Raw genomic sequence first — 15,824 nt, forward strand, 5'->3', positions numbered from 1 at the left:
GCCGCCAGCTCGCCAACCTACTTCCAGTCCGGCCGCCATCTGGCGAACTCGGCCTTGGTCTCGGCATTGGCCGGGTAGAGGCCAAAAATGCCGCGCCCTTCCCGCACCTTCATCTCGACGAAATCCTCATAGGCGGTCTGCTCATAGGCTTCGGCCGCTACCTCGTTGGCGAGATGGGCCGGGATCACGCAGACGCCCTCGCCGTCGCCGACGACGATGTCGCCGGGATAGACCGGCACGTCGCCGCAGCCGATCGGCGCGTTGATGTCGAGCGCATGGTGGTGGATCAGGTTGGTCGGCGCACTCGGCCGGCTGTGATAGGCGGCAAAGCCCAGCGCGGCGATGTCCGGGCTGTCGCGGAAGCCGCCATCCGTGACGATGCCGGCGGCGCCGCGCTGCATCAGGCGCGTCACCAGGATGCAGCCGGCGGAGGCCGCGCGCGCATCCTTGCGGCTGTCGATCACCATGACATGGCCGGGCGGGCAGGTTTCGACCGCGACGCGCTGCGGATGCTGCGTGCCCTCGAACACGCTGAGATGGTCGAGATCCTCGCGCGCCGGAATGTAGCGCAGCGTGAAGGCCTCGCCGACCATGCGCGGCGCGTTGGCTGAGAGCGGGCGCACGTCCTGGATGAACTGGTTGCGCAGGCCGCGCTTGAACAGCGCCGTGGTCAGCGTCGCTGTCGAGACGCGCTTCAGCTTCTCGCGGTTCTCGGAGGTCAGGGCGGTCATGCGGCTTTGTCCTGTTGATCTGTCGCTTGCAGTGATGGTCCCGGCGCCGTGCTGGCCGTCATTCTCGGGCTTGACCCGAGAATCTCATGACTAGACGCCAACCAGCCTCGCTCACTCGATCTTCACATTCGCCTTCTGCGCAACGTCCGCCCAGCGCTTGGTCTCGCTGGCGATATGGGCGGTAAACTCGGCCTGGCTTGAGCCGACCGGGTCGACGCCGAGCTTCTTGAGCTGCTCGATCACCGCCGGCTCGCGCATGATCGCCTGCGTCTCGGTCGAGAGCTTGGCGACGATCTCCGGCGGCACTTTCGACGGCGCGAAGAAACCGTGCCAGGAGCTGGCATCATAGCCCGGGATGAACTCCGACAGCGCCGGCAGGTCGGGCGCGACCGCCAGCCGCTTCGGCGTCGCCGTCGCCAGCGCCCGGATCTTGCCGGCTTCGACATGCGGCCAGGCGATGGTGATGTTGTCGAAGGTCAACTGGATCTGGCCGGAGAGCAGGTCCTGCGTCACCTGTGCACTCGACCGATAGGGCACGTGGACCATGTCGGTGCCGGTCGAGACCTTGAACAGCTCGGCCGCCATATGGGTCGAGGTTCCGGCGCCCGAGGAGCCGAAGGAGTATTTGCCGGGGTTCTTCTTCAGGAGCTCGATCAGTTCCGGCACCGTCTTGGCCGGCAGGTCGACATTGACCATCAGCAGGTTGGGCACGCTCGCCACCTGCGAGATCGGCGCGAAGTCCTTGATGTGGTCATAGGGCATCTTGGTGTAGACGCCGGGATTGATGGCATGGCTGGAAACCGTGCCCATGGTCAGCATGTAGCCGTCCGGTTCCGCCTTAGCGACCGCCGCCGCGCCCGTATTGCCGCCTGCCCCGACCCGGTTCTCGACGATGAACTTGCCACCGAGGCGTGCGCCCAGCCGATCGGCCAGGATGCGCCCGAGCAGGTCGGTCGTGCCGCCCGCGGCGAAGGGCACCACGATGGTGACGACCCTCCCTCCGGGATAGCCGCTCTGCGCCCAAGCAGGCGTCAAGGCCGGTGCGGCCAGCATGGCGCCGGCTCCGGCGAGCAGGCCGCGGCGTGTGATCGATGTCATCCAATCCTCCCTCGTCGTTATCTCGTCCAGCCTTGCCGTTCCGGCGTCTTGCGGCCGTCTTGCTCGACTCCATAGCACGCAATTCCAGATTTGAAATCTGAAATTTCAGACTTGATGTCGCTTGCACTTTGTGGTGTCTGGTGAGGCAATGGCGAGAGAGCTGCGGCCGAGACGAATCGTGCCGCTGTCTCGCCAGAGGACTCGGGATGTCAAACGCGCTCGCCATCGAACCCGTCTCGCCGCACCTGCTGCGCTCGCTACGCGAGCATGTGCACGAGCGCCTGCGCCGGGCGATCGTCGCGGGAAAGTTCCGCGAGGGCGAACGGCTGAACGAGCGCCAGCTCGCCGACATGCTGGGGGTCTCGACCACGCCGGTGAAGGACGCGATCCGCATGCTGGAGAGCGAGGGCCTGGTCCGGACCGAAGCCCGCCGCGGCGTCTTCGTCGAGTTCTCGGCCCGTCAGGCGCTGGAGATGGCGCTCGGCCGCGCCGCGCTCGAAAGCGTCATGACCCACATCGCCGCCAACCGCATCAGCGCCGGCGAGATCGCCGAGATGGCCCGCCTGATCGACGAGATGGCGCAGGCGACCGCGCATGGAGATCTCGAGGACCTCGTCAATCTGAACGAGACCTATCACGGCATGATCCACCGCATCTCCGGCTGCGCCTATCTGGAGCGCCGACTCGACGGCCAGCGCATGTACGACCATGCCCAGCGCATTGCTCTGCTCGGCGAGCCGAGCGAACGCGCCCGCGGCTTCGAGGAGCATCGCGGCATCTTCGAGGCGCTGCGCGCACACGAGCCGGCAAGGGCCGAGCAGCGCATGCGCAGCCATATCGTGCGCTCCGCCAAGAGCCATGTGCGCCAGGTCTTCGGCGCCGATGCGGAAGGATTGGATTACGATGAGTGACAAGGTTCGCGCCGCGCTGCGCGGCATTTCCGGCGTGCACGTCACCGCCTGGAAAGGCGATGGCGAGGCCGACTGGACGCTGACCGGCAAGATCGTCGCGGGCATTGCGCAGGCCGGGATCCACAACATCGTCTCGGCCGGCAACACCGGCGAATTCTACCCGATGACGACCGACGAGGTGGTGCGCAGCCACGCCGTCGCCGCCGAGGCCGCAGCCGGCAAGGCGCTGGTCACCGCCGGCATCGGAAGGTCTTTGCGCGAGGCAATCGCGACCGGCAAGCTCGCCGCCAAAGCCGGCTGCGACGCGGTGATGGTGCATCACCCGCTCGACCCCTTCGCCGCCCCGCAAAGCCAGGCCGACTACATCCTCACCATCGCCGAGGCGCTGACGATCCCGCTCGTCGCCTATATCCGCTCCGACGCGATCGGCGTGAAGGACCTCGCCTGCGTCGCGACCCATCCCAACGTCGCCGGCGTCAAGTTCGCATCGCCCAATATGATGCTGCTCGCCGAATGCGTCCGCGCCACGCAAGGCTCGAGCGCCAACTGGATCTGCGGCCTCGCCGAGGGCTGGGCCGCGCCCTTCCATGCGCTCGGCGCCCGCGGCTTCACCTCGGGGCTGGTCAATGTCGCGCCCGAGCGCTCGCTGGCGATCTGGCAGGCACTGGAGGCCAATAATTACGAGCTCGCCCGCCGCCTCGTTGACGAGATCGCCGGCTTCGAGACGTTGCGGACCAAATACGGCAACGGCGCCAACGTCACCGTGGTCAAGGAAGCGCTCGGCCTGCTCGGCACCAATGTCGGCCCGGTCCGCCTGCCCGGCCTGCCCGAGCTGAACGAGAGCGAGCGCGCCGAGCTGCGCAAGATCGTCGGCAGCTGGGGAAGCCAGCGCGCGGCAGCGGAGTAAATTTCTGCCGTCATTCTCGGGCGAAGCGTAGCGAAGACCCGAGAATCTCAGGACCAGAACGCACTGGTTTCCGAGATGGTCGGGTCAAGCCCGACCATGACGTTTCTCCAGCCCGATCACCAAGTTAGAACACCAAAAATTCGAGGAAACGCCGATGTCCCATCCCCGCAAGACGCCCGACACATTGCGCTCGAAGCGCTGGTTCGGCGCCAGCGACCTGCGCTCCTTCGGGCACCGCTCGCGGGCGCTGCAGATGGGCCTCAACCATGACGAGTTCATGGGCAAGCCGGTGATCGGCATCCTCAACACCTGGTCCGAGATCAACCCCTGCCACACCCATCTGCGCGACCGCGCCGAGGCGGTGAAACGCGCCGTCTGGGCCGCCGGCGGTTTCCCGGTCGAGATCCCGGTGATGTCGGCTTCCGAGCAGTACCAGAAGCCGACTACCATGCTCTATCGCAACTTCCTGGCGATGGAGGCGGAGGAATCGATCCGCTCGCACCCGCTCGACGGCGCCGTGCTGCTCGGCGGTTGCGACAAGTCCACGCCGGCTTTGATCATGGGCGCCTGCAGCGCCGGGCTCCCCTTCATCTTCGTGCCGGCCGGTCCGATGCTGCGCGGTAACTGGGCCGGCAAGACGCTCGGCTCCGGCGCCGATGTCTGGAAGTACTGGGCCGAGAAGGAAGCCGGCAATATTTCCGACGCGCAATGGCGCGACATGGAGAGCGGCATCGCCCGCTCTTACGGCACCTGCATGGTGATGGGCACGGCCGCGACCATGATGAGCCATGCCGAGGTCCTTGGCCTCACCCTGCCGGGCGCCTCCGCCATTCCCGCCGCCGACGCCGCCCATCCGCGCATGGCCGCAGCCTCCGGCAAGCGCATCGTCGAGATGGTCTGGGAGGATCTGACGCCCGACCGCATCCTGACCCGCAAGAGCTTCGAGAACGCGCTCACCGTCCATATGGCGGTCGCCGGCTCGACCAATGCGATCATCCATCTCGTCGCCATGGCCGGCCGCGCCGGCGTGCCGCTGACGCCCGATGATTTCGACGCCTTCTCGCGCAAGGTCCCGGTGATCGCCAACCTGCGTCCGTCCGGGGACTTTCTGATGGAGGATTTCTTCTATGCCGGCGGGCTCCCTGCCCTGCTGAAGCAGCTCGAATGCAAGCTCCACACCGGCGCCATGACGGTGACCGGCAAGCCGATCTCCGAGACGATCGCCCTCGCCCAGGTCTATGACGACAACGTCATCCGCCCGCTCGACAAGCCGGTCTCGACCGCCAACGGCCTCGCGGTATTGAAGGGCAACCTCGCTCCGGGCGGCTGCGTCATCAAGCCTTCCGCGGCCGAGGAGCGCCTGCTCAGGCATTCCGGCCCGGCCCTCGTCTTCGAGGACTATGATGCGATGATGAAGGCAGTGAACGACGAGAGCCTCGACGTCACCGCCGACCATGTCATGGTGCTGAAGAATTGCGGCCCGGTCGGCGGCCCCGGCATGCCGGAATGGGGCATGCTGCCGATCCCGAAGAAGCTGCTGAAGCAGGGCGTGCGTGACATGCTCAGGCTCTCCGACGCCCGCATGTCCGGCACCAGCTACGGCGCTTGCGTGCTCCACATCGCGCCGGAGGCCTATATCAAGGGCCCGCTCGCAGCGGTGAAGACCGGCGACATCATCAGCGTCGATGTCGAAGCGCGCAGCATCTCTGTCAACCTGTCGGATGTCGAGATCGCCGAGCGCTTGAAGAGCTGGTCGCCCCCCGACCGTGACTATCCTCGCGGCTGGGGCAAGATGTCCGCCGCCCATATCCAGCAGGCCGACAAGGGCTGCGATTTCGACTATCTCGTGGGCACGGCGAAGGTGGCCGAGCCGGAGATTCACTGACCGCCGTCACATCGCTGTAACTGCAGGCGACCAGCTTCGCGGCTCCCAACGGAGCGCGCCATGGTCACCCGCCGCAACCTTCTCGCAGCCGGTCTCGCCGCGCCCGCTTTCCTGCCCAGATTGGTGCGGGCGCAGGCCGATACGCGCCCGGTGCTGCGCGTCGCCGTGCAGGCGCTGCCGCCGACACTTGAGCCGTTCGAGGCGATCTCGAATGTCGGGTTGCGGTCGACCTACAATGTCTTCGACACGCTCTGGCGCCGAGACTTCAACCGCGAGGCTGCCGAAGGCGGCCAGCATTTGCTGCCGCATCTTGCGACCTCGCTGCGGCAGCGCGATCCGCTGACCTGGGAGGCGAAGCTGCGCGACGGCGTGCGCATGCATGATGGCAGCGTACTCTCGGCCGAGGACGTGCTCTCGACCTTCTCGCCCGAGCGCATGTACGGCAAGGAGGTCCAGCACCATGAGGGCCGCGTCAATTTCGGCCACCTCACTGCGGTGGAGGCAGAGGGACGCGATACGGTCGTATTCAGGACCGCAACGCCCGACGTGGCGATGCCGCAGCGCCTGGCCTCCTATGGCGGCTGGATCCATTCGGCGAAATTCTACAAGGAGCAGGGCCTCGCCGGCATGCGCCAGAAGCCGGTCGGCAGCGGCCCCTATCGCATCGGCTCATTCCAGCGCAACCAGCGCCTCGTGCTCGAAAGCCATGACGAATACTGGATGGGTCGCCCTGCCGCGCGCCAGATCATCCTGATCGCCGTGCCCGAAGCTGCGACACGCCTCGCCGGCCTGCACGCGGGCGATTTTGACCTCGTCACCAACCTGCTCCCCGAGCAGGCCGAGACATTCAGGGGCAGCCCGACGCTGGAGGGCATCGAGGTCGTGCTCGATCTCGCCCATATCCTCTATTACGACACGCGCAACCCGGTAGTCAGGGATGCCCGCGTCCGGCGCGGGCTCAACCATGCCGTCGACATGGAGACGCTCGGCAAGTCGCTCTGGGGGCCGAACTTCCAGCGCATGGCAGCGCTGCAGACGCCGGCGTTCGGCGACTATTACGACACCGGCCGCCGCGGCCACGCCTATGACCCCGACCTCTCTCGCAAGCTCCTCAAGGAAGGCGGCTACAAGGGCGAGGAGGTCGTGATCCGGATCGCGCCGGGCTACTATCTGCAGATGGACCTTGCCGTGCAGGTGGTCCAGCAGATGTGGGAGGCGGTCGGCGTCAGGAGCCGCCTCGAGACCGTCGAGAATGTCGCCCAGGTCATTCGCCCGGGCGCCGATGTGCGGCCGATCTCGGTCTCGTTCCGCTTTCCCGATCCGCTCGGCGGCGGCCTGATGGTCAATCTGTCGAAGGACTATTCGACCCAGAAGAGCGGCTTCTGGCAGCCGGTGAAATTCAACGCGATCAGCGACGAGCTGAAGCTCGCGACCGATCCGGCCGAGCGCAAGCGGCTCTGGCTGGCGCTGATGGACGAATACGAGGCCGAGGCCCCGGCGCTGACCCTCTACCAGGTGCGGGAATACTTCGCGAAGCGCCGCGATGTCAGGTGGAACCACTACCCGCTCTACTACATGGATTTCCGCCCCTTAAACCTGAGCTTCGCATGACCCGCGTCATTGTCCTCTCCGACCCGCATCTCTCGCCCACGCACGGCTTCTTCTGGCCAAACTGGCAGCTCGCCTGCGACGCCGCCAGCCGGATCGAGGCGGCCTGCACCATTGTCAACGGCGACCTCTGCATCGACGGGCCCGACAGCGACGCCGAGATGGAATTCGCCGCCAAGGCGCTGGCCACGCTGCCCGGCACCGTGCTGCCGCTGCCCGGCAATCACGACATCGGCGACGAACCACCGGGCCAAGATCCGAACCAGATCGTCGACGAGCCGCGCCTCACCCGCTGGGACAACGCCATCGGCGTTGACCGTTGGCGCTTCCAGCTCGACGGCTGGACCCTGCTCGGCGTCAACGCACAGCTCTTCGGCTCGGGGCTTGCCCGTGAAGCCGAGCAGAACGACTGGCTCGATGCGATGCTCGCGGAGAGTAAGGGTGACCGCGTCGCACTCGTGCTGCACAAGCCGCTCTTCGTCGAGAGTCCGGATGAGGCCGAGCCCAGCCCCGCCTCGCTCTGCCCAGCTCCGCGTGGCGAGCTGATACAGCGTCTCTGCAAGGCCGATATCCGGCTGATCGTCAGCGGCCACCTGCACGCGCATCGCGACCGCCGGATCGACGGCCTGCGCCATCTCTGGGTACCCTCGCTCGCCTTCTCCGGCAATCACGGGCAGGGCGGCGACCGGCGCTGTGGCTTTGCGGTGCTCGACTTCGATGGCGATGATGTCGGCGTCGAGATTGTCCGGCCTGAGGGCCTCGTCTCGCATGACCTCGCCGCCATCAAGCAGCATGGCCGCTACCGCTTCCTGCGCGAGATGCCACCCTCCCCGCCGCGGATCGCTGCCTGAGTGCCAGCTGGCGCTTCTGAAGAGGCCCGGCTAGCCTTGTTCCGGGCAGCAGGCGCAAGGGCGGCAATGACGAAATCCGAACTGGACGAGCGCCGTTTCGATCCCGCGATCGCCTATGAGATGCCAACCAATTCGCAGATCGAGCAGGAGCGCTGGGTCTTCGCCATGTGCAATGGCCGCCGCGACGGCCGCTTCGCCGAGATCGGCGCCTTCGACGGCGTCCTGCACAGCAACAGCTACTTCCTCGAAAGCGAACATGGCTGGCAGGGTGTCTGCGTCGAGCCGAACCCCGGCCTCTTCGCTCGCTTGCGCGAAAGCCGCAGCGCGATCTGCCTGGAACGGGCGGTCTATCGCGAGACCGGCCAGGTCCTGTCCTTCATCCCCTCCCAGGAAATCGGGACACTGGCCGAATTCGCCGGCAATGACCGCTATGCCGACGACCGTGCTCGCGCCGCCGCAACGCATGGGCTCATCCAGGTCGAGACGATCAGCTTCGCCGCGATCGCCGCGATGGCAGACTTCGCCGAAACCGGCTTCGACTATGTCTCGCTCGACACTGAAGGATCGGAACTGGAGATTCTGCGCACGATCGACTTCGCCCGCCACCGTATCGCGCTCTTCACCATCGAGCACAATTTCGTCGAGCCTCGGCGCGAGGAGATGCGAATTCTGCTGGCCGAGGCCGGCTACGACCGCCTCAATGTCGGCTTCGACGATTGGTACTGGCACCCCGCGTTCCTGATCGAGCGGAACCGCGGCGTCGTGGTCGACGATGGCGCGATCAACCGACATTTCAAAAGCATTTTCAAAGACTAAAGCCAAGCGCAGGTAAACGCCTGCCACAACGGATGCACACAGGGCCAGACCGCATCACGAAGGCCTCAGCGGATGTTGACGCAGTTTGGTAACTCTGGAAAAGCTCGACCGATAAATGAGCCGCTGGCCGATGCTGCCGCAATTTCAGGATGCACCGTGACGTCGCCAGCAGCCCAGCAATTCATTGAACGCGTCAACGACCGCTCGCTCGTCGTCGGCATCATCGGCCTCGGCTATGTCGGCATTCCGCTCGCGCTCGCGACCTTGCGGCAAGGTTTTCGCGTCGTCGGCTTCGACATCGACGCCAGGCGCGTCGACGACATCAATGCCGGTCGCAGTGCGATCAAGCACATCCCGATGGAGTCGATCGCGCAGGCCGTGGCCGCCGACCGTTTCGTTGCGACCGCGGATTTCGACCGTCTGGGCGAGCCGGATGCGCTCTTGATCGCCGTGCCGACGCCGCTGACCAGGCATCGCGAACCGGATCTGTCCTATGTCGTCAGGACGACCGAGGCGATCGGCCGGCGCCTGCGCCGCGGCCAGCTCGTCGTGCTGGAATCGACCACCTATCCCGGTACCACCGACGAGATCATGCGCCCACTCCTGGAGAAGGCGAGCGGGCTGAAGAGCGGCGAGGACTTCTTCCTCGCCTTCTCGCCAGAGCGCGAGGACCCCGGCAACCCGGACTTCGGCACCTCCAGCATCCCGAAGGTCGTCGGCGGCGACGGCCTCGACGCACAGGCGATGGCGCTGGCGCTCTATGGAGCGCTCGTCGTCAAGACCGTGCCGGTCTCCTCGACTGCCACCGCGGAGGCGGTCAAGCTGACCGAGAACATCTTCCGTGCCGTCAACATCGCCCTCGTCAACGAGCTCAAGACGGTCTACTCGGCCATGGGCATCGACATCTGGGAGGTGATCGAGGCGGCCAAGACCAAGCCATTCGGCTTCATGCCGTTCTATCCCGGCCCCGGGCTCGGCGGCCACTGCGTCCCGATCGACCCGTTCTACCTGACCTGGAAGGCGCGCGAATACGATGTCGCTACCCGCTTCATCGAGCTCGCCGGCGAGATCAACACCCGCATGCCCTATCTGGTCGTCGATCGCCTCGCGACCCTGCTCGACGTCCACGGCCGCAAGAATCTGAGCGACGCCTCGATCCTGATCCTCGGCCTCGCCTACAAGAAGAATGTCGAGGATACCCGCGAGAGCCCCTCGCTCAAGCTGATCGAACTGATCGAGAAGCGCGGCGCCCGCACCGCCTTCCACGACCCCCATGTCCCGGTGCTACCGCCGACCCGCGAGCACCCGACGCTCGCAGGCCGCAGGAGCGTGCCGGTCGATGCCGCCTCGCTCGCCGCTTTCGACGCCGTGCTCATCGCCACCGACCATGACGACGTCGACTATGCGGCGATCGTCGCCGGCTCGAAGCTGGTGATCGACACGCGCAATGTCTGCACACGGGCCGGCATCAAGGCGGACAACATCTTCAAAGCCTGATGGAACGCGGCCGGCGGCGGCTCAAAGCTCGGCGCTGAAGGCGATGTCGTTGAAGATGGCATAGGCCCGGCCGAGCGTCGAAATCCGGATCATCGCCAGTGCGCCGACATTGGAGCTCGACGAGATCGAGCGCTCGCCGCCGAATATGTTGGCTTCTGCCGTGACGGAATAGCTTGCCGTCGGCACAGTCCGCATCGCGGTCGGGAAAGCGAGGATTTGCTGCGAGTATGCGCTGCCCACCTGATAGCAGTCGATGAACCACGGATGGCCGGGCCGCCAATAGTAGCGCTCGCAGAGCTGCCGTTCCTGCGTCTGGCTGCGCGCCAGCCATGAACTGGGCGCCGCGCCGGTCTCAAGCTTGATCGCGCGGAAGGTCACCGCCCCCGCCGCCGGCGCGAGCTGAACCGTCAGGTTGCCGGTGTCGCCGGCAGCCGGCGTCAACGCGACGAAGCGGCGGCCGCTGCCCGCAGTGATCGTTCCGGAGACGCTGCCGACCGTCACATCGAGACTGCCGCCGCTGAGAGCCTCGACCGACAGGCATAGCGGCATCGATGCGAAGGACGTCACGCCCCAGAGCGCCGGCTCGACGATCTGGCGGATTGCGCCGGAGGTCAGCGTCAGGTCGAAGCCGCTGCTGCTGAGGCTGGCGCCGCCGGTATGCGCCTTCCAGCGGTCATAGCCGAACGCTCCGGCCGCCAATGAGCCGCCGGCAAAGCCCCGCTGGTTGATCTGCCAGTCGCCATTGACGAGCAGGTTCGGCCGCGGCGTCTCACGCGCCCAGTTGCTGGCTGGGAGCGTGACCAGCCCGCTCGTCCGGTCGACGACCAGCGCCTCGGTCCAGCTGCTCCCGTCCGGGCTGACCTTGATCCGGAGCTGGTCGTCACCGGCGAGGCCGATCTCGGCCCGGCCGGACCAGTTGTCCTGGAAGAGCAGGCTCGCCGTGCGCGCGGCGCTCGCCTTGTTGAGCTTGAGGCGATGGTCGGTGCCCGCGTGATTGAACAGGGTCGCGTCGGCGGAAACCGAGAGCCGGTTCGTCGTATCGGCGGTCGTATTCACACCCCAGAGCGCAGCACCGAGACTGCTCACCGGCTGCGAGCGGCGCCATTGCGTGCCGGTCCAGACATGATGCTCGGCCTCGTCGCTCACCCAGGCCTGCCAGCCGGAGCGCGGGTCGAGGAAGCTCCAGGCACCGTCCTCGAAGATCGCAAGATCGTCCTGGTGCCCGGCGAAGACGCCGGTGCCACCAGCCGGCACGATATAGGCGGCGGTCTCGCCGGGCGAAGCCGGCGGGACGGTCTGCGTCCGGCTGGCGACGACGAGATGCACCAGCGCGTCGAGCCGCATCAGCGCATCATTGTGTGTCACATGTTTTTGCGCCTGCCCGGCGGCGAGCAGGGGCAGGCCAAGACGCGGCGTATCGCTCATGGGACCTCGCTGGATCGGAGCAGCGCGCGGGAGGCGCGCCATGCCAGCCGATTATGCGGGCTTCGCAAGCAGCGGGGATCGATTGCGAATCTATCCCCGCACCGGGTCGATCGAGCCGGAAAAATGCGTCTGCAGCCCTCAGCTCAGCATCCGCGTATCGCCGCAGACCGAGATCTCCTGCCCCGAGATCGTCTTGGCGAAGGGCGAGGCCAGGAAGACGATCTGCTTGGCGATGTCCGTGGGATCGACGAACTGCTTGATCGAGACGCCGGCGAAGAGCCGATGCGTCATCTCGTCATGCGAGACGTTGAGCGAGCGCGCCTTGTTGGCGATGACGCTCTGGATGCGGGGACCGTCGACGAGGCCGGGGCAGATCGCGTTGGCGCGGATGCCGAACTCGCCGAGCTCGGCCGAGAGCGCCTTGGTGAAGCCGATCACGCCCCATTTCGCCGCGGCATAGGGCGAGCGCAACGGGAAGCCGTGCTTGCCGGCCTGGCTGGAGAGATTGACGATCGACGCGTTCTTCGACTGCTTGAGGTGCTCGACCGCGAGCCGCGTGCAGTTGAACTGGCCCGTCAGGTCGATCGCCACGCAGGAATCCCAGTCCTCCGGCGCAATCTCATCGACCCGGCCGGTCGGCCCGGCGATGCCGGCATTGTTGACGAGGCAATCGAGCCCGCCGAGCGCCGCCAGGGCTTCCTCGAACAGCCTTGCCACGGCCTTGCGGTCGGAGACGTCGCAGACCGAGCGTGTGATCGCAGGATCGCTCTCAGCCATCTCGGCGAGCGCCTTCTCGTCGACGTCGCAGATATGGACCTTGGCGCCCTCTGTCGCGAAGGCGCGCGCCGTCGACCGACCGATGCCATTGGCGCCCGCCGTCACCAGCACACGCAAGCCCTTGATCGTCAGATCCATCGTTTCCGTCCCTCTTCCTTCATTCTTCGGCCGGCCGGTTATTCCGCCAGCCGCGCCGTCCGTTCGATATGCTCGGCCGCAGCGCTGATGTCCTCGACCAGCGCCTGCCGCGCCGCCGCCGGATCGCGCCGCCGCAGGGCCGCCAGCAATTGCGCATGCGCGACGACGGCGCTGCCGCCATCGAGCCGGCGCGGCTCGTGCCGCATGTCGAGATTGAGGACCGGCCCGGCCTTCAGCCAGAGCCGCCCGATCATCTCGACCAGCGAGGGCATGCCGGCGGCTTCGTAGAGAGAAAAATGCAGGTCGCGATTGGCCGCGACCGCGGCGGCCGGGTCAGGCGGGTCCTTGGCCGCGGCCAGGAACGCCGCCTCGTGCTCGGCGACCACGGCGATCTGCGCGTCGGTGATGACCTTCGTCGCCTCCTCGGCGGCAAAGCCTTCGACCACCAGCCTGATCCGGGTGAGCTCGCGGAACTGCGCCAGCGTCAGCACCGGCACGCGCACCGCCCGCCCCGGCAGGACTTCCAGCGCCTTGTCGGCGGCGAGCCGGCTCACCGCCTCGCGCACCGGCATCATCGAGACGCCGAGCGCTTCGGCGACGCGGCGCAGCGACAGCTTTTCGCCCGGCGCCAGCCGCCCGGCGATCAGCAGCGCCCTGAGCTCGCCGGTGACCCGTTCGCCCAGCGTCTCGTGCTGGAGCGAGCCGACCTCGTCGAGCGCCGACACCTCTCCCAGCTTCCCCGCACCGGAGGAGGCAGGCCGCGATTGCGGCGCAACAGAGGGCTGGACTCGGGCAACCATGTCTGCCAACCTAACTGTGATCACAGATCACGACAAGCGGTTCGAAACCGCAGAGTGAAGAAGACGATCCACGCGATCCGACGCCGAAGAGCGCGGGCGAGTTCTGGGAGGAACGGAATGTCAGAGCAGTCAAGGATCAAGGGCCTCTCGCGTCGTCAGACGCTCGTCGGGCTCGGCGGGATGGCCACGGGCCTCGTCGCCAGCCCGGCGGTCATTCTCGCGCAGACATCGGAAGCGATCCGCTTCGGGCACCTGACGCCGCGCACCGGCTTCCTCGGCCCGCTCGGCGAATACGGCGTCATGGCCGCTGATCTCGCCGCTGAAGAGATCAACGCCGCCGGCGGCATCAACGGCCGCAAGCTCGAACTGCTCAAGGAAGACTCTGTCAACCCGCAGACCGCCTCGACCAAGGCCGAGCGCATGTTCGAGCGCGACCAGGTCGCCTGTATCATCGGCGAGATCTCGTCGGCCTCCTGCCTGACGATCTCGCAGGTCGCGGCCCGCAACAAGAAGCTGTTCTTCAACACCGGCGGCAATTCCGATGCGCTCCGCGGCGAGAGCTGCAACCGCTACATGTTCCATGTCGAGCATCAGAACTCGATGTATGTGAAGAGCGCCGGCCGCTCGCTGCTGGCACAGGGTCTGGTCAAGGGCAAGAAGTGGTTCTCGCTCACCGCCGACTATGCCTTCGGCCATGATCTCAGCAAGGTCGCCAAGCGCTTCATGGAAGCCAATGGCGGCCAGTTCGCCGCCGACAAGCTGGTGCCGACCGACGCGACCGACTTCTCGGCGCTGCTGCTGGAGATCCGTGCCGCCAAGCCCGATCTCGTCATCTCCAACCTTGCCGGCAACCAGATCACCAATTTCCTGAAGCAGTATTCCGAATTCGGCCTGACCTTCCCGGTCGCCGGCTTCGGCTTCGACACCGCCCTCGCCTGGGCCGCCGGCAAGGACAATTTCGGCGGCATCTGGCCCTGCGTCTGGCATCACCTGATCGACACGCCCTCGACCAAGGCCTTCGTCGCCGCCTTCACCAAGAAATACGGCAAGCCGCCGGAGAACCAGGCCTGGGGCGACTATGTCGGCGTCAAGGTCATGGCCCAGTCGATGAACGAGCTGAAGTCGACCGATACGGCCAAGATCCTCGAGCATCTCGAGAAGGGCGCGAAGTTCGACGTGATGAAGCCGCGCCAGGGTTATTTCCGCGCCTCCGACCATCAGCTGATCAGCGAGATGTATACGATCACCGCCCTGCCGGCGGCGCAGGTCAAGAACCAGTGGGACCTCTTCACCTCTTCGCCGCCGGTGCCCGGCCCGAACGAGGACATGGAGGTCATCGCCACCCAGGGCGACGAAGCCGTCTGCAAGATGAGCTGAGCACCTCACGTCATTCTCGGGCGAAGCGCAGCGCAGACCCGAGAATCTCATGACTGGAAGGCGCCGGCTGGCGCCTCCTTCGGCCTGAGATGCTCATCGCACGAGTCCGCAAAGGTCATCCCTTGCTCACCCTCTTCATCCAGCAGGTGCTGAACGGGCTGCTCGACGGGGTCTATTACCTCCTGATCGCGCTCGGCCTGTCGCTGATCTTCTCGCTCGGCGGCATCGTCAACCTGGCGCATGGCGCCTTCTATGCGATCGGCGCCTATCTCACGATCGTGCTCGCGCCCCATATCGGCTTCGGCGGCGCCATCATCGCCTCTCCTGTGCTGGTCGCGCTGATCGGCATCGTCATCGAGCGGGGGCTGTTCCAGCGCTTCTACCGCTCCGATCCGATCCTCTCGCTGCTCCTGACCTTCGGCCTCGCCATGGTCGCCGAGCAGTCGTTGCGCATGATCTTCGGCGCGCCGCCGCTCTCCTTCTCGATCCCGCCGGCACTGCGCGGCCAGCTCTTCATCGGCGACTTCATCTATTCGCGCTACCGTGCCTTGCTGATCCTGATCGCAGCAGCCTGCGTCCTCGGCCTCTGGTTCCTGCTGCAACGCACCGCCTTCGGCCGGGTCGTGCGCGCCGGCGTGCAGAACCCTGACATGGTCGGCGCGCTCGGCATCTCCTTGCAGCCCTACATGATGACGGTCGCAGGCATCGGCATCGGCCTTGCCGGGCTTGCCGGCGTGTTGCTGGCGCCGATCTATTCGATCCATCCGGCCATGGGCCAGGAGATCATCACCCCGGCCTTCGTCGTCGTCGTCATCGGCGGGCTCGGCTCGTTCTGGGGCGTCGTCGTCGCCGCCCTGATGGTCGGCCTGGTCAAGGGCATCACCATCGGCCTTGGCCTGACGCAATGGTCGACCGCGGTGATCTACCTGATGATGCTGCTCGTCCTGCTCTTCCGTCCGCGCGGCCTGTTCGGCGAGCGCATCCAGCGCTTCGAGTGAGGCCG

General features: G+C 66.3%; 14 protein-coding genes. 9 read left to right on the forward strand and 5 right to left on the reverse strand.

Translation table 11 applies throughout. From position 1 onward, the window contains the following. Window positions 1–17 precede the first annotated feature (17 nt). Both GV161_RS05610 and GV161_RS05615 read right to left on the reverse strand, forming a co-directional pair. Window positions 18–731 (reverse strand): ribonuclease activity regulator RraA, encoded by a 714-nt coding sequence (locus GV161_RS05610; protein WP_152015636.1) that lies wholly within the window; start codon window positions 729–731, stop codon window positions 18–20. A gap of 111 nt (window positions 732–842) precedes the next feature. Then, window positions 843–1,829 (reverse strand): tripartite tricarboxylate transporter substrate binding protein, encoded by a 987-nt coding sequence (locus GV161_RS05615; protein ID WP_152015635.1) that lies wholly within the window; start codon window positions 1,827–1,829, stop codon window positions 843–845. A 206-nt stretch (window positions 1,830–2,035) separates the two neighbouring features. Here GV161_RS05615 and GV161_RS05620 point away from each other — a divergent pair, with 206 nt between their 5' ends. From GV161_RS05620 to GV161_RS05650, 7 genes are all read left to right on the forward strand, one after another. Beyond that, window positions 2,036–2,740: a GntR family transcriptional regulator gene (locus GV161_RS05620; protein WP_152015634.1), complete on the forward strand. Its 705-nt coding sequence runs from the start codon at window positions 2,036–2,038 to the stop codon at window positions 2,738–2,740. Continuing rightward, a complete protein-coding gene (locus GV161_RS05625) occupies window positions 2,733–3,647 on the forward strand; it encodes a dihydrodipicolinate synthase family protein (RefSeq protein WP_152015633.1) in 915 nt (304 codons plus the stop codon). Before GV161_RS05620 ends, GV161_RS05625 begins: the two co-directional genes overlap by 8 nt. Before the next feature lie 154 nt (window positions 3,648–3,801). Further along, window positions 3,802–5,532 carry an L-arabinonate dehydratase gene (gene araD / locus GV161_RS05630; RefSeq protein ID WP_152015632.1) on the forward strand — a complete coding sequence of 577 codons (1,731 nt, stop codon included), beginning with the start codon at window positions 3,802–3,804 and terminating at the stop codon, window positions 5,530–5,532. A gap of 60 nt (window positions 5,533–5,592) precedes the next feature. After that, window positions 5,593–7,143 (forward strand): ABC transporter substrate-binding protein, encoded by a 1,551-nt coding sequence (locus GV161_RS05635; RefSeq protein WP_152015631.1) that lies wholly within the window; start codon window positions 5,593–5,595, stop codon window positions 7,141–7,143. Continuing rightward, window positions 7,140–7,991, forward strand: coding sequence for a metallophosphoesterase (locus GV161_RS05640; protein ID WP_152015630.1), 852 nt, complete (start codon window positions 7,140–7,142; stop codon window positions 7,989–7,991). The genes GV161_RS05635 and GV161_RS05640 overlap by 4 nt, the downstream gene beginning before the upstream one ends. Before the next feature lie 66 nt (window positions 7,992–8,057). Further along, window positions 8,058–8,807, forward strand: a complete 750-nt coding sequence (locus tag GV161_RS05645) for an FkbM family methyltransferase (RefSeq protein ID WP_152015629.1) — start codon at window positions 8,058–8,060, stop codon at window positions 8,805–8,807. 156 nt (window positions 8,808–8,963) lie between these two features. Beyond that, a complete protein-coding gene (locus tag GV161_RS05650) occupies window positions 8,964–10,304 on the forward strand; it encodes a nucleotide sugar dehydrogenase (RefSeq protein ID WP_280179054.1) in 1,341 nt (446 codons plus the stop codon). Window positions 10,305–10,325: 21 nt separating this feature from the next. On the opposite strand, the gene GV161_RS05655 is transcribed toward GV161_RS05650, so the two are convergent. The 3 genes from GV161_RS05655 to GV161_RS05665 all read right to left on the reverse strand — a co-directional run bounded on the left by GV161_RS05655 (window position 10,326) and on the right by GV161_RS05665 (window position 13,369). After that, complete coding sequence (locus GV161_RS05655) at window positions 10,326–11,729, reverse strand: DUF2793 domain-containing protein (RefSeq protein WP_159650168.1); 1,404 nt, start codon at window positions 11,727–11,729, stop codon at window positions 10,326–10,328. A 138-nt stretch (window positions 11,730–11,867) separates the two neighbouring features. Beyond that, window positions 11,868–12,644 (reverse strand): SDR family oxidoreductase, encoded by a 777-nt coding sequence (locus GV161_RS05660; protein ID WP_152015626.1) that lies wholly within the window; start codon window positions 12,642–12,644, stop codon window positions 11,868–11,870. A gap of 38 nt (window positions 12,645–12,682) precedes the next feature. Next, the gene (locus GV161_RS05665) at window positions 12,683–13,369 is read right to left on the reverse strand and encodes a GntR family transcriptional regulator (RefSeq protein ID WP_348521249.1); all 687 of its coding nucleotides are present in this window, start codon (window positions 13,367–13,369) and stop codon (window positions 12,683–12,685) included. Window positions 13,370–13,561: 192 nt separating this feature from the next. On the opposite strand from GV161_RS05665, the gene GV161_RS05670 reads away from it, so the two are divergent. Both GV161_RS05670 and GV161_RS05675 read left to right on the forward strand, forming a co-directional pair. Beyond that, window positions 13,562–14,821, forward strand: a complete 1,260-nt coding sequence (locus GV161_RS05670; protein ID WP_152015625.1) for an ABC transporter substrate-binding protein — start codon at window positions 13,562–13,564, stop codon at window positions 14,819–14,821. Between the two features lie 89 nt (window positions 14,822–14,910). Continuing rightward, entirely contained in the window at window positions 14,911–15,819 is a 909-nt protein-coding gene (locus GV161_RS05675) for a branched-chain amino acid ABC transporter permease (protein WP_152015624.1), read from the forward strand. Window positions 15,820–15,824: the final 5 nt, after the last annotated feature.

This window comes from Bosea sp. 29B (assembly GCF_902506165.1).
Classification (GTDB): Bacteria; Pseudomonadota; Alphaproteobacteria; order Rhizobiales; family Beijerinckiaceae; genus Allobosea.

Excerpts from the sequence above, each read along its gene's own strand:
- GV161_RS05610 (WP_152015636.1), bottom strand. The coding sequence starts at position 731 with ATGACCGCCCTGACCTCCGAGAACCGCGAGAAGCTGAAGCGCGTCTCG.
- GV161_RS05615 (WP_152015635.1), bottom strand. The coding sequence starts at position 1,829 with ATGACATCGATCACACGCCGCGGCCTGCTCGCCGGAGCCGGCGCCATG.
- GV161_RS05620 (WP_152015634.1), top strand. The coding sequence starts at position 2,036 with ATGTCAAACGCGCTCGCCATCGAACCCGTCTCGCCGCACCTGCTGCGC.
- GV161_RS05625 (WP_152015633.1), top strand. The coding sequence starts at position 2,733 with ATGAGTGACAAGGTTCGCGCCGCGCTGCGCGGCATTTCCGGCGTGCAC.
- araD (WP_152015632.1), top strand. The coding sequence starts at position 3,802 with ATGTCCCATCCCCGCAAGACGCCCGACACATTGCGCTCGAAGCGCTGG.
- GV161_RS05635 (WP_152015631.1), top strand. The coding sequence starts at position 5,593 with ATGGTCACCCGCCGCAACCTTCTCGCAGCCGGTCTCGCCGCGCCCGCT.
- GV161_RS05640 (WP_152015630.1), top strand. The coding sequence starts at position 7,140 with ATGACCCGCGTCATTGTCCTCTCCGACCCGCATCTCTCGCCCACGCAC.
- GV161_RS05645 (WP_152015629.1), top strand. The coding sequence starts at position 8,058 with ATGACGAAATCCGAACTGGACGAGCGCCGTTTCGATCCCGCGATCGCC.
- GV161_RS05655 (WP_159650168.1), bottom strand. The coding sequence starts at position 11,729 with ATGAGCGATACGCCGCGTCTTGGCCTGCCCCTGCTCGCCGCCGGGCAG.
- GV161_RS05660 (WP_152015626.1), bottom strand. The coding sequence starts at position 12,644 with ATGGATCTGACGATCAAGGGCTTGCGTGTGCTGGTGACGGCGGGCGCC.
- GV161_RS05670 (WP_152015625.1), top strand. The coding sequence starts at position 13,562 with ATGTCAGAGCAGTCAAGGATCAAGGGCCTCTCGCGTCGTCAGACGCTC.
- GV161_RS05675 (WP_152015624.1), top strand. The coding sequence starts at position 14,911 with ATGCTCATCGCACGAGTCCGCAAAGGTCATCCCTTGCTCACCCTCTTC.